Origin of the sequence: Pseudomonas sp. CFBP 13602 (genome assembly GCF_014842725.1) — a bacterium.
Taxonomy (GTDB): domain Bacteria; phylum Pseudomonadota; class Gammaproteobacteria; order Pseudomonadales; family Pseudomonadaceae; genus Aquipseudomonas; species Aquipseudomonas baltica.
On sequence record NZ_JACYVT010000007.1, the window covers coordinates 140760 to 161363 of the forward strand.

A 20604-nucleotide genomic window follows, 5' to 3' on the forward strand; every position below is an offset into this window, starting at 1 on the left:
CAGGCGACCGGCTTCGTGAATCGAGAACGTTTTCCCATGTCCAAGAAGTCCCGCTCGAAAATCTGGTTCCTGGTGCACAGCTGGTTGGCCCTGCCGATCTGGTTTTTCGTGCTGATCGTATGTGTGACCGGCACCCTGGCCGTGGTGAGCACCGAGATCATGTGGCTGATCAATCCGGAAATGCGTGCCAACAAACCGTCCGACGACGCCCAGCCGTTGAACTACGACCAACTGATGGCCGCCATCGAACGCGATCATCCCGAGCTGCGAGTCAGCAATCTCGTTCACCCCGACGGCGACTACTTCGCCGTCAACGCCAGTGTCACCTACCCGGACGGCCGCTCGCCAACGGTCTATGTGAACCCCTATACCGGCGTGTTGCAAGGCGTCAGTCCGGCGTTCGACTTCCCGGCATTCACCCGCGCCCTGCACGGCTGGTGGCTGGTGCCCTTCACCAACGGCTTCTCCTGGGGCTGGTACCTGGTGTCGTTCCTCGGCCTGCCGCTGCTGGTGTCCCTGATCACCGGCCTGGTGGTCTACAAGAAGTTCTGGAAGGGCTTTCTCAAGCCCACCCTGCGCCTGAACCAGGGCGCACGGGTGTTCTGGGGTGACTTCCACCGCCTTAGCGGTATCTGGTCGATCTGGTTCATCGCGGTCATCGCCATTACCGGCGTGTGGTTCCTGATTCGCGCCATCCTCTACGACAACCAGATCAGCATCTCCAGCTACTCGCCGGTCACCTCGGTGATTGCCCGGGCCGACGTGCCGCTGGTGGCCGACGGCACGCCGGCACCGATGATCCCGGTCGAGCAGGCCATCGCCGTGGTCAAACAGCAAGTGCCGGGCCTCGATGCCAGCTACGTGTCGCTGCCGCTCAACGCCTACAGCCCGATGGAAGTGGGTGGCCGCAGTTGGTATCCGCTGATGTTCCAGACCGCCAGCATCAACCCCTACACCGGGCAGCTGATCAGCTCGCACCTGCTGGGCGACCGCAATGCACTGGAGTTCGTTACCGAGTCCATGCGCCCGCTGCACACCGGTGACTTCGGCGGGCTGTGGATCAAGCTGATCTGGGCTTTCTTCGGCCTGCTGCTGAGCATGATGGTGCTCAGCGGCTTGATGATCTGGAGCAAACGCACCGCCCTGGCCACGGCCCAGGCGTTCAAGCGCGGCGCCCGCCACGAAACTGCGCAGACGCCCACCGGCAGCCTGCACCCGATTGCCCACAAGACCGCGGAGCGCAGCCTGTGAGCCGAGTCCTCAGTGCCCCCACGCCTTCGCCCCTGTCGCGTTTCTGGCGCAAGTGGCGGTTCCATATCAACGTGCTGCTGGTGTTCATCCCGCTGAGCTTCATGCCGCACTATTTCGCCGAGAACGCCATGGATCGCGGCGACAGCGGCCTGGGCGAGCGGACAGTAGGCGACATCGCCGTCGGGCCGTGGAGCCTGACCTTGGCCGAACGCCGCATCGAAGGCCCGACCGCCGAAAGCGGCCAGGACATCAAGTACTTCAACGCGGCCCTGTGCAAGACCTGCATCGACCAGGTCAAGGCCACCTACCTGCGCATCGGCAAGCCACGCAGCCTGAGGGCTGCAGGCGTGATCTTCTTCGGCAGTGGCTACCGCATGTTCGCCGGGTTGCCAGTGCCGGCCAAAACCCAAGCCGATGCTCAGCTGTGGATCACCATGGAAGGCTGGGACGGCTCGATGCACCAGACCTCCATTCCATTGAGCCAGGCATCACCCGCGACGGTGGCCTGGCTGAACCGTCAAGGAACCCGACCATGACCCGCGTTTCATTCATCCGCTGGCCCGCCCTGGCACTGGGGCTGCTCGCTGCCGCCTGCAGCGGCGTGGCCCTGGCGCACAACCCGATGTGCGAATGCAAGCAGATCGACGACCAGCAGATCCGCTGCACCGGCGGATTTTCCGATGGCAGCGGCGCGCCGGGGGTGACCCTGGACGTGGTCGGCTATGACGAAAGCATCCTGGTACCCGGCAAGCTGGGCAGCGATTCGACCGTGACCTTCAAGCGTCCGGATGCCGAGTTCTATGTGCTGTTCGATGCCGGCCCCGGCCACGTCGTCGAAATCGACCAAGCCGACATCGAGGCACCATGAGCACGCCTGTCACGCACATCGTGCGCCCGGCCGGTGCGGGCCATGAAACCCTGTACGTCGGCCTGCTGTGCCTGTTCATCCTGCTGGCGGCGGCCGGCGTCGTGTCCTGGCACGGGGTCAGCCACGAAGCCGTCGCGGTACCGTCCCACCAGCTCGACGCCCGACGCGACCTGAGCGCCGCCGAACAGGGCATCTACGCCGACCTGCGAGTGACCCTCGACGAGGTCCGCCTGCTGGCCGAGGAACAGTCCGATCCGGTCACGCCCGAGCAACTGGCCCGCGAGGGCTTCCCACCCTTCGCCCAGGACGCCAGCTCGGTCAGCCGCGGCAGCCACGCCTGGCTGATGGTCCAGGGCGCCTACGTGGGCCTGAGCCAGGCGCCAGAGGTGGCGGGCTCGTTCCTGCTGCGCATGAACGGCGCGGACGCCGATGTCTGGCTCAACCGCGCACCCTCCGCCAGTGCACCGGCGCTGCTGGACGACACGTCGCTTGCCGACAGCGGCTGGCAGCAGGTCATCGCCCAGTTCGACACCGGTGTCACCCGCCAGCATCGCCATTGAATACGCCCTCTTCACCAGGATTCTTCATGCCCAGATCTATCGCCCGCCGTCCGTTGCTGCGACTCCTGTCCGTCGCAGTGCTGGGCACCCTGTTCACCAGCACCGCCTGGGCCGCCGACGGCAAGCCGCTGCGTATCGGCATCACATTGCACCCCTACTACAGCTATGTGGCGAACATCGTCGGCGACAAGGCCGAAGTGGTGCCGTTGATCCCGGCCGGGTTCAACCCCCATGCCTACGAGCCACGCGCCGACGACATCAAGCGCATCGGCAGCCTGGACGTGATCGTGCTCAATGGCGTCGGCCATGACGATTTTGCCGACCGCATGATCGAAGCCAGCGAGAAACCCGATATCCACGTGATCGAGGCCAATGCCGACGTGCCCCTGCTGGCGGCCACCGGGACGATGGCGCGTGGCGCCGGCAAAGTGGTCAATCCGCACACGTTCCTGTCCATCAGTGCCTCTATCGCCCAGGTCAACAACATCGCCCGCGAACTGGGCAAGCTCGACCCGGACAACGCCAAGTTCTACACCGCCAATGCCCGGGCCTACGGCAAGCGCCTGCGCACGCTGCGCGCCGACGCCCTGGCCAAGCTGACCCAGGCGCCCAACGCCGAGCTGCGGGTGGCCACGGTACACGCGGCCTACGACTACCTGCTGCGCGAGTTCGGCCTGGAAGTGACCGCCGTGGTCGAGCCGGCGCACGGCATCGAGCCCAGCCCCAGCCAGCTGAAGAAGACCATCGACCAGCTGCGTGAACTGGACGTCAAGGTGATCTTCTCGGAAATGGATTTCCCTTCGACCTATGTCGAAACCATCCAGCGAGAGTCGGGAGTGAAGATGTACCCCCTCTCGCACATCTCCTATGGCGAGTACAGCGCCGACAAATACGAGAAGGAAATGGGCGGCAACCTCGACACCGTGGTCCGGGCCATCCAGGAGGCCGGCGCATGACGGCCGCCGAACCCCTCGCCCTCGCCCGCAGCGGCCCCGCCATCGAGTTCGCCGAGGTGGGCCTGGTGCTGGGCCGCACGCTGATTCTCGACCAGGTCTCCTTTCGCGTGGCCAGCGGCAGCGTGCACGCGCTGGTCGGACCCAACGGCGGTGGCAAGAGCTCGTTGATCAAGACCCTGCTGGGGCAGATGCCCCATCGTGGCCAGTTGAGCCTGCAGTGGCCGGGCAGCCCCGGGGTGATCGGCTATGTACCGCAGGCACTGGAATTCGATCGTGGCCTGCCGATGACGGTCGACGATTTCATGGCCGCCATGTGCCAGCGTCGGCCTGCCTTTCTCGGCCTGTCGAAACGCTATGCCGGCGCCATTGGCGAGGCCCTGGAGCGGGTCGGCATGCAGGACAAGCGCAAGCGCCGCATGGGCGCGTTGTCGGGCGGCGAACGCCAGCGCGTGCTGTTGGCGCAGGGCCTGATCCCGGCGCCGCAGCTGCTGATCCTCGACGAGCCCATGTCGGCGCTCGACGAAGCCGGCATCCAGGTGTTCGAGCGCCTGCTGCTGGACTGGCAGCAAGCCGGCATCACGGTCATATGGATCGAGCACGACCTGGAAGCGGTCAAGCGTCTGGCCGACCACGTCACCGGGCTCAACCGACGCGTGCTGTTCGACGCCAGGCCGGCGGACGCACTGACGCCAGACCGGCTGCTCACGCTGTTCTCCACCCATCCACGCGCCGGAGGCCTCGCCTGATGGACTACGAACAGTTTCGCCTGGCCATCCAGGGCCTTGCCTCGGACGGCTACCTGCCCGCTGCACTGGCCTATGGTTTCGTGGTCAACGCCTTGATCGCCGGGTTGCTGATCGGCCCGGTACTGGGCGGCCTGGGAACGCTGGTGGTGGTCAAGCGCTTTGCGTTCTTTTCCGAAGCGGTCGGGCATGCCGCGCTCACCGGCGTGGCCATCGGCATCCTGCTCGGCGAACCCTACACGGGCCCCTACGGCAGCCTGTTCGGCTACTGCCTGCTGTTCGGCATCGTGCTCAATTACCTGCGCAATCGCACCGGCCTGGCGCCGGACACGCTGATCGGCGTGTTTCTGTCGGTCTCGCTGGCCCTGGGTGCCAGCCTGCTGTTGACCCTGGCCGGCAAGATCAACGTGCACATTCTCGAGAACGTGCTGTTCGGCTCGGTACTGACAGTCAACGGCAACGATCTGCTGGTACTGGCCGTGGTCGGTACCCTGGTCCTGAGCCTGAGCCTGCCGCTGTACAACCGCATCATGCTGGCCAGCTTCAATCCGCAGCTGGCCGCGGTGCGCGGCGTGGCGGTGAAAGCCCTGGATTACCTGTTCGTGATTCTGGTGACGCTGATCACCGTGGCAGCGGTGAAGGTCATCGGCGCGATCCTGGTCGGTGCGCTGCTGGTGATTCCGGCAGCGGCGGCACGGCTGCTGAGCCAGTCGCTCAAGGGCTTCTTCTGGATCTCGGTGATCATTGCCACGGTGAGCACCCTGTGCGGGATCCTGCTGCCGATCCTCTTCGATCTGCCGGTGCCTTCCGGGGCGGCCATCATCCTGGTCGCAGGCCTGGCCTTCGCTCTCGCCGCCATCGCCCGCGGCACCTTGCCCAGCCTCAAAGGGAACATCGGATAAATGCCTACTCTGCGCAAACTGACAGTCGCCCTGGCCCTGTGTGCGGCGCTCGCCCCTGCGATCCAGGCGGCGGAGCCGGTGAAGGTTCTCGCCAGCCTGCCGATCACCTACGGCCTGGGCCAACTGCTGCTCAAGGACAGCGGCGTGCAACTGCACCGTGCGGCCGCCGCCAACCTGCCCGGCTCCCGACAGAATGCCTATTTCACCGGCCGCGGCGCAGAAGCCCTGGCCGGACTGGCCGGCGCTGCCGACGCGGTGATCGGGCTGCGTTCGCTATGGCCTGACGACTCCCTGTACCCGCTGGCGCGGCGCAGCAACATTCGCATCGTCGAGATCGACGCAGCGCGCCCGGTCGACGGGGTGCTGCCCGGTATCGCGGTACAGCCGGGCGTGAGCGGACTGAACAGCCAGCCGTGGCTGTCGAGCAACAACATGGGCCGCATGGCCGACGTCATGGCTGCCGACCTGGTACGCCTGGCTCCGGCCGCCAAACCGCGGATCGACGCCAACCTGGCCGCACTCAAGCAGCAACTGCTCAAGCTCAGCGCCGACAGCGAGGCACGCCTGGCAAAGGCGGACAATGTCAGTGTGGTCAGCCTCAGCGACAGCTTCGCCTACCTTGCAGCCGGTCTCAATCTGGACACGGTGGCCACCCAGGTGCTCAACGACGAACAGTGGGACACCGCGCAGCTGGAGAACCTGAGCATGACGCTCAAGGACAACGACGTTGCCCTGGTCATCGACCATCGCCAACCGCCCGAAGCGGTCAAGGCGGTGATCACTGCCGCAGGCAGCAAGCTGCTGGTGCTGGCCGAGGAAAGCGACGACCCGATCGCCGACCTGCAGGCTCACATGAGCGCCGTCATCCAGGCCCTTTGACCCTACCCTGCCGTAAGCAGGCTGCGGTTCCCGGGCCTGCTCGGCAATGACTTTGAAGCCCTCTCACCACCCTTCGCCGATATCCCATTCAATCTTTTCCCGAGCTGGCCGAGAACCTGTCAAAGCCCCACGGAATGAATGGACACTCATGCGTAACAATCAGCCTATCACCCAGCGCGAACGGACTTTCCCTGCCCAGCAGCGCCTGATTTCCACGACCGACACCCAAGGAATGATCACCTACTGCAATGATGCTTTCGTGGAGATCAGCGGGTTCACCCGCGAGCAGCTGATTCGCGCGCCGCACAATACAGTGCGCCACCCGGACGTGCCTTCGGCGGTGTTCGAGCACATGTGGGCGACGCTGCGCCAGGGCCTGCCATGGATGGGCATCATCAAGAACCGTTGCGAGAACGGCGACTACTACTGGGTCAACGCCTACGTCACTCCGGTGCTTGAAAACAAGCAGGTGGTGGGTTACGAATCGGTACGGATCAAGCCGACGGCCGAGCAGATCCGCCGTGCCCAGTCGCTTTACGAACGCTTGAACAACGGCAGATCCGCAGTACCCGGCCGCGATCGCTGGATGCCGGTGCTGCAGAACTGGCTGCCGTTCATTCTGGTCAGTCAGGTCGGCTTCATGATCGGCACCTGGCTGGATACCTCGTGGGGGTTCGCCCTGGCCGCCGGGCTGTCGCTGCCACTGGGCCTGATGGGCCTGAGCTGGCAGCAGCGCGGTATCAAGCGGCTGCTCAAGCTGGCGGACCAGACCACCTCGGATCCGCTCATCGCGCAGATGTACACCGACAGCCGGGGCGCCCAGGCGCGCCTGGAAATGGCCATTCTGAGCCAGGAAGCGCGCTTGAAGACCTGCCTGACCCGTTTGCAGGACACCGCCGAGCACCTGACCGGTCAAGCCCGGCAATCCGATGCCCTCGCGCACCAGAGCTCCCAGGGCCTGGACCGTCAGCGCCTGGAAACCGAGCAGGTAGCCGCTGCGGTGAACCAGATGGCGGCCACTACCCAGGAAGTGGCCAGCCATGTGCAGCGCACTGCCGACGCCACCCAGGAGGCCAACCGCCTGACCAGCCGCGGGCGCGACATCGCCGGCGAAACCCGCGAGGCGATCCAGCGCTTGTCGGTGGTCGTCGGGGAAACCGGGCAGACCGTGACCCAGCTGGCCAAGGACAGCGACGAGATCGGCGGCGTGGTGGATGTGATCAAAGGTATCGCCGACCAGACCAACCTGCTGGCGCTCAACGCAGCCATCGAAGCGGCACGCGCCGGCGAAATGGGCCGCGGCTTCGCCGTGGTCGCCGACGAGGTGCGTCAGCTGGCACAACGCACCAGCGAGTCGACCGGGCAGATCCACGGGCTCATCGCCAAGCTGCAGCAGACCGCCAACAATGCCGTGCAGACCATGGATGCCGGTCACCGTCAGGCCGAGGAAGGCGTGGCTCGCGTGCTGGAAGCCGACCAGGCGTTGATCGGCATCAGCGAAGCGGTCGCCAACATCACCGACATGACCACGCAGATCGCCGCAGCCACCGAAGAGCAGAGTGCAGTGGCCGAGGAGATCAGCCGCAACATCACCACCATCTCGCACCTGGCCGATGAAACCAGCGAACAGGCGCAGAACTCGGCACTGCTCAGCGAAGAGCTGACCAAGACCGCCAACAGCCAGTATTCGCTGGTGGAGCGTTTCAACCGCTGACTGCCCCCTGCCCTCGCATCGCAGCCTGCATGGCAGGCCACGTGTCGGCTACGCGAGTCAGGACAGGAAGGCCACGATCCGGTCGGCGGCGGTCTGCAGATGCTGATCGTGGCTGAACCCGGATGACTTCAAGGGTTTGAGGTCATGATCGGCGGCGCTGAGCCAGTACAGCTCGATTTCCCCCGACAAATCAAAGCCTGCCACTGTCTCGCAGTTGCCCAACGTATCGCGCTCGCCCTGGATGATCAGGGTTGGCGTGCGCAGGTCGGCCAGGTGTTCGACGCGCGGTTTCTCCGGCTTGCCGGCCGCGTAGAAGGGATACCCCAGGCACACCAGTGCATCGGCACCCAGTTCGTCCGCCAGCAGGCTGGCCATCCGTCCGCCCTTCGATTTGCCCCCCACGGCCAGGGTTCCCGTCACCAGCGGTCGCACCAGGGCATAGGCCTGTCGCCAGCTTTCCAGCAGGCTTGCCTGCGGACTGGGTGGACGCTTGCTGCCGCCGCTGCGGCGCTGGGCCATGTAGGGAAACTCGAAGCGCACCACGCTGACCCCGCCAGCGGCCAGCCGCTCGGCCATGCTGTTCATGAAGGCACTGTCCATCGGCGCGCCGGCACCGTGCGCGAGGATCAGGCACGGCGCCTGCGCGCCAGTCTGGGCAGGGTTCCACAGCCAGCCGTTGTCTTGCATGCGTTGGCTCCACTGATCTTCGCTCATCATCCTTCCGTCGACGTTTGGCACTATTGGCGATTCACAGACTCTGAGGCAAAACGCGGCACAGGAAAAGTGCCCTGTGCATGATGGCGTGCACGACGTCAGCGTGCAGGCGCGGCTCGCCCCCTCCCCTATACTCAATGATCTTTTCGCGAAGGATAGCGATTCATGAACTTCGACTGGCACAGTGCTCCCATCACCCGTTACACCCCCCTGGACAGAGGCTATCGCAACACTCAGAACGTGCGGCGTTTCCTGACCGAGGCGTGCGGCCCGAACTTTCATTTCGACCGCCCCTTCATGGCCTGGCTCAAAAGTGGCGAAGCCAAGACCATGGGCCAGGTCGCGGACCACTGGAACCTGCTGCATCGCCGCTGACGCGCGAAGCGCTGGCCAGGGTGCAAAACGCTGCTTTAATGAGTGCAACCCTCACCGCTTGGTGTCTTCCGATAGGAGTGCCCGATGGATCGTCTCAGTGCCAAGGATTTTTCCCCCGAGTTGCTGGAACTGTACGACTTTTATGCCCATGGCAAGATCAACCGCCGCGAGTTCCTCGACCGCGCGGCGCTGTTCACCTTCGGAGGACTGACCGCAGGCGCGTTGCTGGCCAGTCTGAGCCCGAACTATGCATTGGCCCAGCAGGTGGAATTCACCGATCCGCAGATCGTGGCCGAATACATCACCTATCCCTCGCCCGACGGCCATGGCCAGGTGCGCGGCTATCTGGTGCGGCCTGCGCAGGCCACCGGCAAGGTGCCAGGCGTGGTGGTGGTGCATGAGAACCGCGGGCTCAACCCCTATATCGAAGACGTCGCACGGCGGGTCGCTAAGGCTGGCTACATGGCCCTGGCCCCGGACGGCTTGAGCTCGGTCGGCGGCTATCCGGGCAACGACGACAAGGGCCGGGCGCTGCAGGAGAAGGTCGACCCGACCAAACTGATGAATGATTTCTTCGCTGCGATCCCCTGGCTGATGGCGCACGAGGGTGCCACGGGCAAGGTCGGCATGACCGGCTTCTGCTATGGCGGCGGTGTGTCCAATGCGGCGGCGGTGGCCTATCCCGAGCTGGCGTGCGCGGTGCCGTTCTATGGCCGTCAAGCCGATGCCAAGGATGTAGCGAAGATCAAGGCGCCGCTGCTGCTGCATTTCGGCGAACTGGACACGCGCATCAACGAAGGTTGGCCCGCGTACGAGGCAGCGCTCAAGGCGGCAGGCAAAACCTACGAGGCGTACATCTATCCCGGCGCCAACCATGGTTTCCACAACGATTCGACCCCGCGCTATGACAAGGCCGCAGCCGACCTGGCCTGGGAACGCACGCTGGGCTGGTTCGAAAAATACCTGAGCTGACGTAGAATGCCGGCCCTTTGCAGCCGTGATCCTTGCCATGAACGCCGACGCCTTCGCCACCTTGCACCAACACCTGCTCCAAGCCCTCGCTCAGCCGCCGATTGAAACCCGTCGGTTGTTTCACGGCCGCGGTCGGCGCTGGCCGGGGCTGGAGCAACTGACCGTGGACTGGCTTCAGGGCATCGTGCTGGTATCGCTGTTCAAGGAGCCGCTTGCCGAACAGCTGGCAGACTTGCAACAGCTGCTTGCCCAACTTGCTGAGCAGCCAGTCTGGGCAGCCAGCGGTGCGCGCGGTCTGGCACTGCAGCACCGCTATCTGCCCGGCAGCGACGTGCACTGGCTGATCGGAGAAGCGCAAGAGCAGGTGATCCTGGTCGAGAACGGCCTGCAGTACCGCATCGACCTGGGGCGTAAACAGAACAACGGCTTGTTTCTCGACATGCGCCACGGTCGCGACTGGGTACGCGAAAACGCCCAGGGTCGACGTGTGCTCAACCTGTTCGCCTACACCTGCGGTTTCTCGGTGGCCGCCATCGCTGGCGGCGCAGCCCATGTGGTCAACCTCGACATGTCTCGCGCCGCCCTCACCCGGGGACGCGAGAACCACCACCTCAATGGCCACGAGCTGGGCAAGGTCAGCTTTCTGGGCCACGATCTGTTCAAGTCCTGGGGCCGGGTCGGCAAGGACGGCCCTTACGACATGGTGATCATCGACCCGCCGTCGTTCCAGAAAGGCAGCTTCCTGCTGACCAAGGATTACCAGCGGGTACTGCGCCGCCTGCCGGAACTGCTCAGCGAATCGGGCGTGGTGCTGGCGTGCATGAACGACCCGGCACTGGGCCCCGACTTTCTCGTCGACGAGCTGCGCCGCGAAGCACCGCAGCTGCGCCTGCAGCGGCGCCTGGACAACCCACCTGAGTTTGCCGACATAGATCCAGCCAGCGGCCTCAAGGCCATGGTGTTCGCGCGGGAGTGATTACCAAATAGAGCAGGGGAAGGGCCTAACATACCGTACGGCGACTGGCCATCTTAAAGATTGAACAATTTCACGTGCCCGGCGAACCAAGTAAAGGAGAGCCACCGGGAGGTGAGAGTCCCGGCGGCTCGGGTGACACATCGAATGAAACCCTTGAGAGGTATCCGCCATGTCAGCGCAGGAATATAACACCATCCGCCATACCCCTGTCAGTGCATTGGGCACAATCCCGGCCAGCCAGTTGATCGCCTTCGTCGAAGCCTGCCGCCCGCTGGTGCGCGACGCGATCCTGAACGCCAGGTTGACTCGATGAGCCCGCTGGTTGTGAGCAGCCCCGCCATGGCGGGGCTTTTTCATGGCCGCAGAACAGGTTTCATGGCTGCCGTTGCGTGATAAGCATGCGCACGCGCTCGCTCAGCGCCTCCAGGGCGAACGGCTTGGTCAGCACCTCGGTGCAGGGCTGCAGATGGCATTGGTCCAACGCCAGGTTCTGCGCGTAGCCGGTGATGTACAGCACCGGCAAGCCTGGCCGGGCCGAGCGCCCCAGCTCGGCCATCTGCCGGCCATTGAGCCCGCCAGGCAAGCCTACGTCCGTGACCAGCAGGTCGATGCGCGCAGCCGATTGCAGCAGGTCTCGGCCCTGGGCGCTGTCGCCGGCCTGCAGGACCACATAGCCCAGGCTTTCCAGCAGCTCGGCCACGGAACCGCGCACCGAGGCTTCGTCGTCCACCACCAGCACGGTTTCGCCGCTGCCACCGAGGTCGATGGGCGCCTGGCTGGGCACCACCGCTTCTGTCTCGATACCGGCACAATGCCTGGGCAGGTACAGGCTGACCGTCGTGCCAAGCCCCGGCCGTGACTGGATCTTCACCAGTCCGCCGGACTGCCTGGCAAACCCGTAGATCATCGACAGACCCAGGCCGGTGCCCTCGCCCACCGGTTTGGTGGTGAAGAACGGCTCGAACACCTTGGCCATGACCTCCTCGCTCATCCCCGAACCGTTATCGGTCACGTGAACCACCAGGTACTCGCCGGCCTGTACCTCGTGATTGAATGCATCGCTGTGAGGCAGCCACTGATTGGCGGTTTCGATAGTGATCCGCCCACCACCGGGCATGGCATCGCGAGCATTGATACACAGGTTGAGCAAGGCGTTTTCCAGCTGGGTCGGGTCGATCAGCGCCGTCCACAGACCCTGGGTATGGCGCACACTCAGTTCGATGGAGGGTCCGACCGAACGTCGCACCAGTTCTTCCAGGCCGTGGATCAGCGCGTTGACGTCGGTGGGCACCGGAGCCAGGGTCTGCCGACGGGAGAACGCCAGCAGGCGATGAGTCAGTGACGCGGCGCGCTTGACCGCCCCCTGCGCTACGTCCAGGTAGCGTTCGAGGTCAGCGGTACGGCCCTGTTTCAAGCGCATGTGCATCAATTCGAGGCTGCCGGACAGGCCCGCCAGCAGGTTGTTGAAGTCGTGGGCGATACCCCCGGTAAGCTGGCCCACGGCTTCCATCTTCTGCGCCTGGTGCAACGCTGCCTCGGCTTTTTCCCGCTCGGCAATGGCGATGCGCACGCGCTCTTCCAGGGTCTGATTGAGCTCGCGCACCGCAGCCTCGGCCTTCTTGCGCGCGGTGACGTCGATGGAGGAGCCGATCAGGCCAATGACTTCGCCGTCCTCGTCAAGCAGAGGCGTCTTCAGCGACAGCCAGGTCGCGGCGGTGCCGTCGGCCTGGCGTACCTCCTCTTCCACCTCCTGGGTGTGCCGACCTTCCATGATGCGCCGGTCGGTTTCCATGATCACCCGAGCCTGGACCTTGTCTTCCAGGAACTCCATATCGGTGCGGCCGATGTATTGCTCGGGCGGTTTGCCGATGAGTTCGGTGGTGCCGCGATTGGCAACCAGCATCCGCCCCTGGCGATCCTTGGCGTACACCACACCGGGCACCGCGGCGGTGAAGGTGCGCAGCAGGTGGGTCATGCGATCGCGCTCGGCCTCGGCGCTGCGGCGTTGCTGGATGTCCAGCAGCACGCCGGGAAAACGGTGCGGACGCCCCGCCTCGTCGAATTCGACGTGGCCGTTGGCTTCGATCCAGCGATAGCTGCCGTCGCTCTGCAGCACGCGATACTCGCAACGGTAGTGACCGCCGTTGCCGAGGGTCTCGAACACGGCTGCTTCGACCCGCGGGCGATCCTGCGGATGGACGCTGGCCATCGCTTGCTCCAGCGGCAGGCCCTGGGCACAGACCTTGCCGGACAGACCGAAGGTGCGGGCGAAGCGTTCGTCGGCACTGAAGTGGTCGGCCGCAACATCCCATACCCAGGTACCGACGATGGCCCCGGTATCCAGAGCCAGCTGCAGGCGCTCGGCGGCATCTTGGGCGGGTGTCTCCTCAGGTACGGAGGGGGCGCGAAAATGTTCGGGAGGCTGGGTCGGCATATCGGCTCACAGCGGAACGCAGGGTGCCCTGATGGTGACGTTGGCGTTTAGGTAATACAAGCCTGCGCAACGCGAAATCCGCGCGCAAGACCGACAAGCCGCGTCCGGCAACCCCGCAAAACACCAGACAGCCCCTGTAGCAGCGGCGCGAGCCGCGTCCGGCAGCCCCGCAAAACACCAGACAGCCCCTGTAGCAGCGGCGCAAGCCGCGTCCGGCAACCCCGCGCAACTTCAGACACGCCGCCTGAGCAGATAACTGTCCATGATCCAGCCATGCTGGCTGCGCGCCTGCTGCCGCGCATCGGCAATGGTCTGCGCCATGTCGTCCAGCCTTCCCGACAGCAGCACTTCATCGGCCGTACCGACGTAAGCCCCCCAATAGATATCCAGATCCTGGCCGACCAGCGCCTTGAAGCTGTCCTGTGCATCGAGCATCACCACCACCGTGTCGACGCCCTCGGGCATGCCCGCCGCCAGGCGTCGACCCGTAGTGATCTGCACGGCACCGGCAATGCTGTTGAGGGTGATCCGGTGCGCCGCGGTCAGCGCCTGAATGCTGGTCACACCGGGAAACACCTCATAGTGCACCGCTCGCGCGCCGTTGGCAGCGATCGCCTCGACAATGCGCAGCGTGCTGTCGTACAGCGAAGGATCGCCCCACACCAGAACGCCCGCGCACTCCCCGTCCGCCACTTCATCATCGAGCAGCCCCTCGAAGGCCGCCCGCTTGCGCGCGTTCAGGGTATTCACCGACGTCCGATAGTCCGGCCCGGCCGGACGCTCGGGCTGCCGCACCTCGACCACCCGATACGCCCCAGGCGTTGCATGACGCTCGAGGATCTCTTTGCGCAGGGCATTGAGCTTGCCCTTGTGATCGCCCTTGTCCATCAGGAAGAACACATCGACCCGCGCCAAGGCACGCGCCGCCTGCACCGTGATGTGCTCGGGATGACCGGCGCCGATGCCGATGATGAGGAGTGTTTTCAAAAGTGCTCCGCAGACAGTTCACCACAACGCGCCTATGGCAGTGCCGATAGGGGCCTCTCTTCACAGCTGGCCCATGCCAGACCTTACAGCGTCCGTTTCAAGGTGAATACAGGGTTGCGCGAATTGGCACAGTTCCAGCTGTCCACGCCCTTTCGGCCTTGACACGTATGGGCATCTGCTACGAATGCCTGTGATGATCGACGGGCGGGCGCATTGCACGCCCGCCCTCTCGGTCACTGGATCACAGCGACCATTTCAGCGAGAACATCAGGTTGCGCGGGTCGCCGTAGGTGCCACTGCCGGTTGCGGTAGGAATACCCTGCCAGTACTTCTCGTCCAGCACGTTGTTGAAGTTGACGCGGGCGTCCCAGTGTTCGTCGAAGCGATAGCCGGCCATCAAGCCCAGTACCGCGTAGGAATCCTGCTCCGCATGACCGGTTCCGACACGGCCGTAGGTTGCGCTCTGCGCCAGCACGTCGGCACCGATACGCAACCTGTCCAAGGCACCTTCGAATTGGTAAGTAGTTGCGGCCTTGAACAGATGCTTGGGCTGGTTGGGCGCGAACAGATTGCCTTTCTCGTAGGTACGGTCTTTCACGTACTGGCTGAGCACCAGGGTATAGGCGGCCGAGAACTGCCAGTTGGGCGTGAAGGCGCCACTGATTTCGGTATCCAGGCCACGGCTGCGTACCTCGCCCGCAGCCTCGTAGCAGGTGCGGTTGGTGGCCCGGCAGCTGGCCGGTTGATCGGGAATGGCGTAGGCGCGGTTCTGCTGGGTCATGTCGAACATGGCCACGGACGCATTCAGGCCGCCATCGAAGTACTCGCCCTTGATGCCGATCTCGTAGCTTTCGCCGGTCATCGGGTCCAGCACCGTGCCGCCGACATCCTGCTGCGTCTGCGGCTTGAAGATTTCGGTGTAGCTGGCATAGACCGAGTAGGTGTCGTTCAGGTCGTAGATGATGCCGGCATAGGGCGTGACTTCCTGGGTCACCTTGTAATCACCGATGCCCGAGCGGTTGTCGTAGTCATACCAACTGACCCGGCTGCCGACGATGATGTGCAGCGGGTCCAGCGGGTTGAAACGCGCGGCGGCGTAGACACCCTTCTCGGTCGCGGTGTTCTTGCTCTCGTAAAGGCGATAGTCGCTGCGAGTACGCGAAGGCTTGGCGATGACACCCGGATCGAAGTTGTAGATATCGATGGGCGTGGAGTCGTTCCAGTAGCCACCGGTCTGGTCGAACTTTTCCTGGCGACGGCTCGCGCCGAGGGTCAACTGATGCTCGCGCCCGAACAACTGGAACGGGCCAGCGAGCGAGGCATCCACGTTGGTCTGCACGTCGGTGGTGTCGTAGGCGCCTGTGGCCTGCCCGTACACACCATTGCGGGGCGCCGTCAGATAGCTGGAAAAGGTGTTGGACTCGGCCCATATCTTCGCGGCCGCAGCCTTGGCGGTCCAGCCGTTGTCGAAGCGGTGGGTGACGTCGGTGAACACGCTGACGTTGTCCCGGTCCCAGTAGGCCCAGTCATTGCTCAGGAAGGTGGAACGCGACAGATGCAGGTCTTCGCCATTCGGACCGGACGGCAGGCTGCCCCAGTCCGAGGTGGCGTCATCGCGCTGCTTGGAAGCCCCGAGGGTCAGGGTAGTCGCCTCGCTCAAGTCCGCTTCGAATACGCCGTAGAAGGTCTGGCGCTGCTTTTCACGCTCGTCGATGTAGCTGTTGTCGTCTTCGTAGGCGGCCACCACCCGGCCACGCAGGGTGCCGGATTCGTTGAGCCGGTTCGACGCATCCACTTGCGTGCGGTAGCGGTCCCAGGTACCGGCGCTGGTGGTGATGCTGACCTGAGGGGTAGCGGTAGGACGCTTGCGCACCAGGTTCAGGGTTGCCGACGGGCTGCCGGCACCGGTCATCAGGCCGGTGGCGCCGCGCACCACTTCAACCCTGTCGTACAAAGCCAGGTCGGCACCGGCGATGGTGTCCAGGGTGAACTGGCCGATGCTGGTCGGCAGGCCGTCGTACATGATGTTGTCGATGTTGAACCCGCGCGCCTGGAACGCCTGACGGTCGCCGCCAAACTTGCGCAAGGTGATGCCGGGCGCGTACTTGACCACATCGTTGAGGTCGTTCATGCCCTGGTCGTCCATGCGCTGGCGCGTGATGACGCTGACCGACTGCGGGGTTTCGCGGATCGACAGCGACAGCCCGGTCGAGGTGCTCATGCTGCCGGTGGTGTAGGAGCCGGAGTGTTCGGTGGTGGCCGTGCCGGCTATGGAACTGGTGGCGGCCGAGACGGCCGTCGCGCCCAGTTCCACCGCGCCGCCAGTGGACGCTGTAGCGGGCGCGGTGACGCTGACCACGTCGCCCTGCACCGTACCGACCAGGCCGCTGCCAGCCAGCAGGCGTTGCAGTGCCAATGCGGGTTCCATCCGGCCGGTTACCGAAGGTGCCGTCTTGCCGGCAATCGCCGCTGGTTCGAACACCACTTGCAGGCCGCTGGCCTGACCCAACTGGTTCAGCGCTTCGCCCAAAGGCTGCGCGGGCAGATTCAGCGCAATCGGAGCTGCCTGCGCCAGGCCGGCAATGGACAAAGAGATGCACAGCGCAACACTGCGCAACGGAAAATGATTCATGGCATGACCTCAGGAACCCACACAAGGCGGTCTGCCCCCCCCGGGCGAAGACTCGAATGCAGGCTGTAGGAAGCCACGCAAACTTGTGTGCGAAACCGCGTTGAATGCGGAAGCGGCGCAAGGCTATGCAAATGTCAAAAAAATGTAAATGATAATTCATGGCACTTGGCAAGCATTCGCGGCTGCCAACCAGAAGCATTGATCTTTGCCAGCGAGCGCGCAGGCTGAATAAGTGCGTATGAAGAGCGCAGAGCGTGCGGGCTGCACGATAGAGAGGGGTCGTTGCGGGGGGCGTCAGGATGGATGTCCCGGCAGTGATGAACGCCACCGCCGGGAAATTATTACTGGATATGTCTAGCTATTGGCGCAACCGGATCAGCCGCGCGCGGGAAGTTTCCAGTCGGGACGTACGAAATGGCAGGTGTAGCCGTTGGGAATACGCTCCAGGTAATCCTGATGCTCGGGCTCGGCTTCCCAGAAATCACCTGCCGGGGCAAGCTCGGTGACGACCTTGCCGGGCCACAGGTCGGAGGCATCGACGTCGGCGATCGTTTCCAGTGCGACGCGTTTCTGCTCCTCGGTGTTGTAGAAGATCGCCGAGCGGTAGCTCAGGCCTACATCGTTGCCCTGGCGGTTGGCCGTGGACGGGTCGTGAATCTGGAAGAAAAACTCGAGGATCTGACGATAGCCGATCACGCTGGGATCGAAGACGATCTCGATGGCTTCGGCGTGGGTGCCGTGGTTGCGGTAGGTCGCATTGGCGACATCGCCGCCGCTGTACCCGACCCGCGTCTCCAGGACGCCCGGATAACGACGGATCAGGTCCTGCATGCCCCAGAAGCAGCCACCCGCCAGCAGAGCGGTTTCGGTCTGGACTGTCATATCGATTACCTTCGCTGAATGAACGTGGCCCATTCTAATACAACCGCTGCGAAGGTGCCGTACAGGCCGTCAGAGGTTGGTGAAACGTGCCACCGCCTCCACCACTTTCTTCGCCCCGTCCTGGATCTCGACGATCACGTCACCGGCCTGACCGGCCAGTTGTACGCCCTGCTCAGCCTGCTGCCTGCTGTTGGCCATGTCGCGCACGGTGCCGTCGACCAGTGCCTGGTTCTGCTGCACCACGGCGGCGATCTCGTCGGTGGCGGTGCTGGTTCGGCCCGCCAGTTGCCGGACTTCGTCGGCCACCACGGCGAACCCGCGCCCCTGTTCACCGGCGCGGGCCGCTTCGATGGCGGCGTTCAGCGCCAGCAGGTTGGTCTGTTGGGCGATGCTGCTGATGGTCTGGATGATCGAGCTGATCAGCAGCGATTGCTTGCCCAGCGCTTCCACACCGCTGGACGCGGACTGCATGTCGTCGGCGATCTTGCGCATGGTCTGCACGGTATCGGTCACTACCACCGCGCCACGCTGGGCGCTGATGTCGGTGCTGCGCGAGATTTCATAGGCGGTCTGCGCCGCCTGATTGACCTCGGCCTCGCGCTCGACCTGCTCGGTGACCACGGTAGCGAACTTGACCACCTTGTAGAGCTTGCCTTCGGTGTCGTAGACCGGGTTGTAGGTCGCCTCGAGCCAGATGGTGCGGCCCATGCTGTCGAGGCGCTTGAAGCGCCCGGCGACGAACTCACCGCGATTCAGGTTTGCCCAGAATTCGGTGTAGCTCGGCGAACTGGTTTCTTCGCTGTGGCAGAACATGCGGTGATGCTTGCCCTGCACCTGCGCCAGGGTATAGCCCATGCCGCGCATGAACTGGTCGTTGGCCGACAGCACGGTGCCTTTCAAATCGAACTCGATGACCGCCGTGGAGCGCAGCAAGGCGTCGATGAACGAAGCGTTCTCCGCTGCTTTCTCCATGCTCTTGGTGACATCGGTGGCAAAGCACTTGATGTGCATCAGCACACCTGCCGCATTGCGGATGGGCTTCCAGTGCGCATTGACCCAGACCAGGCTGCCGTCCGCCCTGAGGTAGCGATAGTTGTCCGACACCGAAGTGCCCGCTGCCACCGCCGCACGAAAGTTGTTGTAGCACGGCAGTTTGGTCACGTAGGTAGGGACCAATTCGGTCATCAGCCTGCCAACCAGCTGGGCTTCGGTATAGCCCAAAGTGGTCGCAAACAAGTCGTTGCAGGCGATGATGCGCAGCGATGCATCGATGTCCAGGCTGAGCATCTCGTGGGTCATGCCGGCTACCAATTGACGCAATTCCACCAGTTCATCGGCTTGGGCGCTGAGTTGCTGCTTGAGTTTGTTGTTGAACATAAGGCACCGGCATCAGGGTCATGGTCGTGTTATCGGCGGCAATGGCCGAGGGTTTAGCCCTAGGCGACAGATGTCTGCCCTTTCGGAGGCGACCAACCCCGTGCCAGAGCGCGTCCTTGGGACAATCCACAGAAGCTGTGGATAAGTCAGTGGACAACCCCCCCCTGCCCCTCGCAAACCCATATGGAATGGGGCCTGAAGTCAAACTGTCGATTTTTTCACCAACTCGAAAAGACGTTTTTTTTCATTGACTTGCGTGAGTCATACCGAGTAGCCATGATCGGCGAGGCACGATCAGACCGGACAGACACGTTTTCTTGCACTTGCAGTGACCGGGCCTTCGTTTGCGTCTTCAAGGTAGCCATAAGGTATTTTTTCGGAATATCGCTTGCGCTTCTCATAGCCGATGCGATAGTCTTCGACCCGTTAGTACCAAGCTGAAAGTCAATTCAGGTCGACCACCCTGTTCACACGGGCTCGACCAACATGATGGTCTCCAGGTAACGCTCCCCGACTTGCGAACAAGTCCGGCATCAAGCGAATTACTCTGCCCCGACCAACCTACGATTGATCAGGATCTGCATCCAGGGCCCCGAACCTTAGCCCGGAATGTTGCCTGCCCTCCTAAGTACCTACCAGTCAGCCCAACAGCCAAAACGATAAAGCGCTGTTCACTGGCTGTCTTGTTCCAGACAGGTTCTTCGCCCGGCCCAAAGGCCCGCGCTACTGGAACGTTTTTATCGATCACGGCTCCAAGTCGTGACCATTGCAGGAACATACAACAACATGACTCATATCCAGACCCAGGATGCCATCCGCACCCTCACCCACGCCTTCGCTCCGATGAACTGCCTGATCATGGCCGCGCGCAAAGGCTGCTTCAGCTTCACCATCGTCAATGAGCACGGTATCGCCCGTCACAGCGAACGCTTGTACCCGGAACAGTACTCCAGTGCCGAACCGCTGCAGGCCGTGATCGACCGTACGCGTCAGGCCCTGGTTGCCTGATCGCGGCGGCGATGCACAACGATGTGCTGTATAGAAAAGCCCCGACCCGTCGGGGCTTTTTCATGCCTGCGATTCAAGGGACGCGCAGGCCTTGGCATGCCGTCGATGCATGCAACTGTAAACACACATTACAGTTCGCCAGTCCGGCCGCAGGACCACCGCGCGTCGCCCACTGACTCGCGATCGAAAATCTGACGTCATTTTTCTGCACGCCAATGACCCCGTCTTGCCCGAGCTAGACAGCTGCGTGGAATCCACAAGGCACCGGCGTGCGCCCATGGCACAGGGGTGGCGCATACGCGGCCCCTGGAAGCTGCATTCGGGCGCCCGTAAATTCTGGTCGGATTGTCCTACAAAACCGCTCTAGCCAGAGT

The 20604-nt window shown here is 63.6% G+C and carries 20 protein-coding genes and 1 pseudogene; 14 read left to right on the forward strand and 7 right to left on the reverse strand.

From position 1 onward, the window contains the following. The first annotated feature begins 36 nt into the window (after window positions 1-36). The 9 genes from IFU31_RS15810 to IFU31_RS15850 all read left to right on the forward strand — a co-directional run bounded on the left by IFU31_RS15810 (window position 37) and on the right by IFU31_RS15850 (window position 7873). A complete protein-coding gene (locus IFU31_RS15810) occupies window positions 37-1251 on the forward strand; it encodes a PepSY-associated TM helix domain-containing protein (RefSeq protein ID WP_192103657.1) in 1215 nt (404 codons plus the stop codon). Further along, window positions 1248-1787, forward strand: a complete 540-nt coding sequence (locus tag IFU31_RS15815; protein WP_122478854.1) for a thiamine pyrophosphate-binding protein — start codon at window positions 1248-1250, stop codon at window positions 1785-1787. Before IFU31_RS15810 ends, IFU31_RS15815 begins: the two co-directional genes overlap by 4 nt. Next, window positions 1784-2119 carry a hypothetical protein gene (locus tag IFU31_RS15820; protein WP_122478856.1) on the forward strand — a complete coding sequence of 112 codons (336 nt, stop codon included), beginning with the start codon at window positions 1784-1786 and terminating at the stop codon, window positions 2117-2119. The genes IFU31_RS15815 and IFU31_RS15820 overlap by 4 nt, the downstream gene beginning before the upstream one ends. Further along, complete coding sequence (locus tag IFU31_RS15825) at window positions 2116-2679, forward strand: DUF6162 family protein (protein WP_192103659.1); 564 nt, start codon at window positions 2116-2118, stop codon at window positions 2677-2679. The genes IFU31_RS15820 and IFU31_RS15825 overlap by 4 nt, the downstream gene beginning before the upstream one ends. A 26-nt stretch (window positions 2680-2705) precedes the next feature. After that, entirely contained in the window at window positions 2706-3635 is a 930-nt protein-coding gene (locus IFU31_RS15830) for a metal ABC transporter substrate-binding protein (protein WP_122712999.1), read from the forward strand. Continuing rightward, the gene (locus tag IFU31_RS15835; protein ID WP_192103661.1) at window positions 3632-4381 is read left to right on the forward strand and encodes a metal ABC transporter ATP-binding protein; all 750 of its coding nucleotides are present in this window, start codon (window positions 3632-3634) and stop codon (window positions 4379-4381) included. The genes IFU31_RS15830 and IFU31_RS15835 overlap by 4 nt, the downstream gene beginning before the upstream one ends. Next, entirely contained in the window at window positions 4381-5280 is a 900-nt protein-coding gene (locus IFU31_RS15840) for a metal ABC transporter permease (protein ID WP_122478864.1), read from the forward strand. The genes IFU31_RS15835 and IFU31_RS15840 overlap by 1 nt, the downstream gene beginning before the upstream one ends. After that, the gene (locus tag IFU31_RS15845) at window positions 5281-6159 is read left to right on the forward strand and encodes a metal ABC transporter substrate-binding protein (protein WP_192103663.1); all 879 of its coding nucleotides are present in this window, start codon (window positions 5281-5283) and stop codon (window positions 6157-6159) included. Window positions 6160-6307: 148 nt separating this feature from the next. Next, window positions 6308-7873 (forward strand): methyl-accepting chemotaxis protein, encoded by a 1566-nt coding sequence (locus IFU31_RS15850; protein WP_192103665.1) that lies wholly within the window; start codon window positions 6308-6310, stop codon window positions 7871-7873. 57 nt (window positions 7874-7930) lie between these two features. Here the strand turns inward: IFU31_RS15850 and IFU31_RS15855 are convergent, their stop codons facing one another. Then, the gene (locus tag IFU31_RS15855) at window positions 7931-8587 is read right to left on the reverse strand and encodes an alpha/beta family hydrolase (RefSeq protein ID WP_244657688.1); all 657 of its coding nucleotides are present in this window, start codon (window positions 8585-8587) and stop codon (window positions 7931-7933) included. A 165-nt stretch (window positions 8588-8752) separates the two neighbouring features. Between IFU31_RS15855 and IFU31_RS15860 the strand changes: the two genes are divergently transcribed. From IFU31_RS15860 to IFU31_RS15875, 4 genes are all read left to right on the forward strand, one after another. Further along, a complete protein-coding gene (locus IFU31_RS15860; RefSeq protein WP_122478872.1) occupies window positions 8753-8962 on the forward strand; it encodes a DUF6434 domain-containing protein in 210 nt (69 codons plus the stop codon). An 84-nt stretch (window positions 8963-9046) separates the two neighbouring features. Then, complete coding sequence (gene yghX, locus IFU31_RS15865) at window positions 9047-9934, forward strand: YghX family hydrolase (protein ID WP_192103669.1); 888 nt, start codon at window positions 9047-9049, stop codon at window positions 9932-9934. Window positions 9935-9971: 37 nt separating this feature from the next. Continuing rightward, entirely contained in the window at window positions 9972-10910 is a 939-nt protein-coding gene (locus IFU31_RS15870; RefSeq protein WP_192057420.1) for a class I SAM-dependent methyltransferase, read from the forward strand. Between the two features lie 169 nt (window positions 10911-11079). After that, on the forward strand, window positions 11080-11223 hold the full coding sequence (locus IFU31_RS15875; protein ID WP_163007599.1) for a hypothetical protein: 144 nt from the start codon (window positions 11080-11082) through the stop codon (window positions 11221-11223). A 60-nt stretch (window positions 11224-11283) separates the two neighbouring features. On the opposite strand, the gene IFU31_RS15880 is transcribed toward IFU31_RS15875, so the two are convergent. From IFU31_RS15880 to IFU31_RS21930, 6 genes and pseudogenes are all read right to left on the reverse strand, one after another. Then, window positions 11284-13344, reverse strand: coding sequence for a hybrid sensor histidine kinase/response regulator (locus IFU31_RS15880; protein ID WP_192103671.1), 2061 nt, complete (start codon window positions 13342-13344; stop codon window positions 11284-11286). Between the two features lie 231 nt (window positions 13345-13575). Further along, the gene (gene cobF, locus IFU31_RS15885) at window positions 13576-14331 is read right to left on the reverse strand and encodes a precorrin-6A synthase (deacetylating) (protein WP_192103673.1); all 756 of its coding nucleotides are present in this window, start codon (window positions 14329-14331) and stop codon (window positions 13576-13578) included. Between the two features lie 241 nt (window positions 14332-14572). Next, window positions 14573-16963 (reverse strand): TonB-dependent siderophore receptor, encoded by a 2391-nt coding sequence (locus tag IFU31_RS15890; protein ID WP_192103675.1) that lies wholly within the window; start codon window positions 16961-16963, stop codon window positions 14573-14575. 375 nt (window positions 16964-17338) lie between these two features. Then, the gene (msrA, locus tag IFU31_RS15895; RefSeq protein WP_192103677.1) at window positions 17339-17845 is read right to left on the reverse strand and encodes a peptide-methionine (S)-S-oxide reductase MsrA; all 507 of its coding nucleotides are present in this window, start codon (window positions 17843-17845) and stop codon (window positions 17339-17341) included. 69 nt (window positions 17846-17914) lie between these two features. Next, window positions 17915-18466, reverse strand: coding sequence for a methyl-accepting chemotaxis protein (locus tag IFU31_RS21925; RefSeq protein WP_425311991.1), 552 nt, complete (start codon window positions 18464-18466; stop codon window positions 17915-17917). After that, a pseudogene (locus IFU31_RS21930) lies at window positions 18446-19222 on the reverse strand (PAS domain-containing protein); the annotation flags it as partial. The gene IFU31_RS21925 and the pseudogene IFU31_RS21930, both read right to left, overlap by 21 nt. A 786-nt stretch (window positions 19223-20008) precedes the next feature. On the opposite strand from IFU31_RS21930, the gene IFU31_RS15905 reads away from it, so the two are divergent. Next, window positions 20009-20230: a hypothetical protein gene (locus IFU31_RS15905; RefSeq protein ID WP_122478886.1), complete on the forward strand. Its 222-nt coding sequence runs from the start codon at window positions 20009-20011 to the stop codon at window positions 20228-20230. Window positions 20231-20604 lie beyond the last annotated feature (374 nt).

Bases quoted from the DNA above. Each gene is read 5' to 3' on its own strand.
- IFU31_RS15810 (WP_192103657.1), top strand. From the start codon at position 37: ATGTCCAAGAAGTCCCGCTCGAAAATCTGGTTCCTGGTGCACAGCTGG.
- IFU31_RS15820 (WP_122478856.1), top strand. From the start codon at position 1,784: ATGACCCGCGTTTCATTCATCCGCTGGCCCGCCCTGGCACTGGGGCTG.
- IFU31_RS15825 (WP_192103659.1), top strand. From the start codon at position 2,116: ATGAGCACGCCTGTCACGCACATCGTGCGCCCGGCCGGTGCGGGCCAT.
- IFU31_RS15830 (WP_122712999.1), top strand. From the start codon at position 2,706: ATGCCCAGATCTATCGCCCGCCGTCCGTTGCTGCGACTCCTGTCCGTC.
- IFU31_RS15835 (WP_192103661.1), top strand. From the start codon at position 3,632: ATGACGGCCGCCGAACCCCTCGCCCTCGCCCGCAGCGGCCCCGCCATC.
- IFU31_RS15840 (WP_122478864.1), top strand. From the start codon at position 4,381: ATGGACTACGAACAGTTTCGCCTGGCCATCCAGGGCCTTGCCTCGGAC.
- IFU31_RS15845 (WP_192103663.1), top strand. From the start codon at position 5,281: ATGCCTACTCTGCGCAAACTGACAGTCGCCCTGGCCCTGTGTGCGGCG.
- IFU31_RS15850 (WP_192103665.1), top strand. From the start codon at position 6,308: ATGCGTAACAATCAGCCTATCACCCAGCGCGAACGGACTTTCCCTGCC.
- IFU31_RS15855 (WP_244657688.1), bottom strand. From the start codon at position 8,587: ATGAGCGAAGATCAGTGGAGCCAACGCATGCAAGACAACGGCTGGCTG.
- IFU31_RS15860 (WP_122478872.1), top strand. From the start codon at position 8,753: ATGAACTTCGACTGGCACAGTGCTCCCATCACCCGTTACACCCCCCTG.
- yghX (WP_192103669.1), top strand. From the start codon at position 9,047: ATGGATCGTCTCAGTGCCAAGGATTTTTCCCCCGAGTTGCTGGAACTG.
- IFU31_RS15870 (WP_192057420.1), top strand. From the start codon at position 9,972: ATGAACGCCGACGCCTTCGCCACCTTGCACCAACACCTGCTCCAAGCC.
- IFU31_RS15875 (WP_163007599.1), top strand. From the start codon at position 11,080: ATGTCAGCGCAGGAATATAACACCATCCGCCATACCCCTGTCAGTGCA.
- IFU31_RS15880 (WP_192103671.1), bottom strand. From the start codon at position 13,344: ATGCCGACCCAGCCTCCCGAACATTTTCGCGCCCCCTCCGTACCTGAG.
- IFU31_RS15890 (WP_192103675.1), bottom strand. From the start codon at position 16,963: ATGAATCATTTTCCGTTGCGCAGTGTTGCGCTGTGCATCTCTTTGTCC.
- msrA (WP_192103677.1), bottom strand. From the start codon at position 17,845: ATGACAGTCCAGACCGAAACCGCTCTGCTGGCGGGTGGCTGCTTCTGG.
- IFU31_RS15905 (WP_122478886.1), top strand. From the start codon at position 20,009: ATGACTCATATCCAGACCCAGGATGCCATCCGCACCCTCACCCACGCC.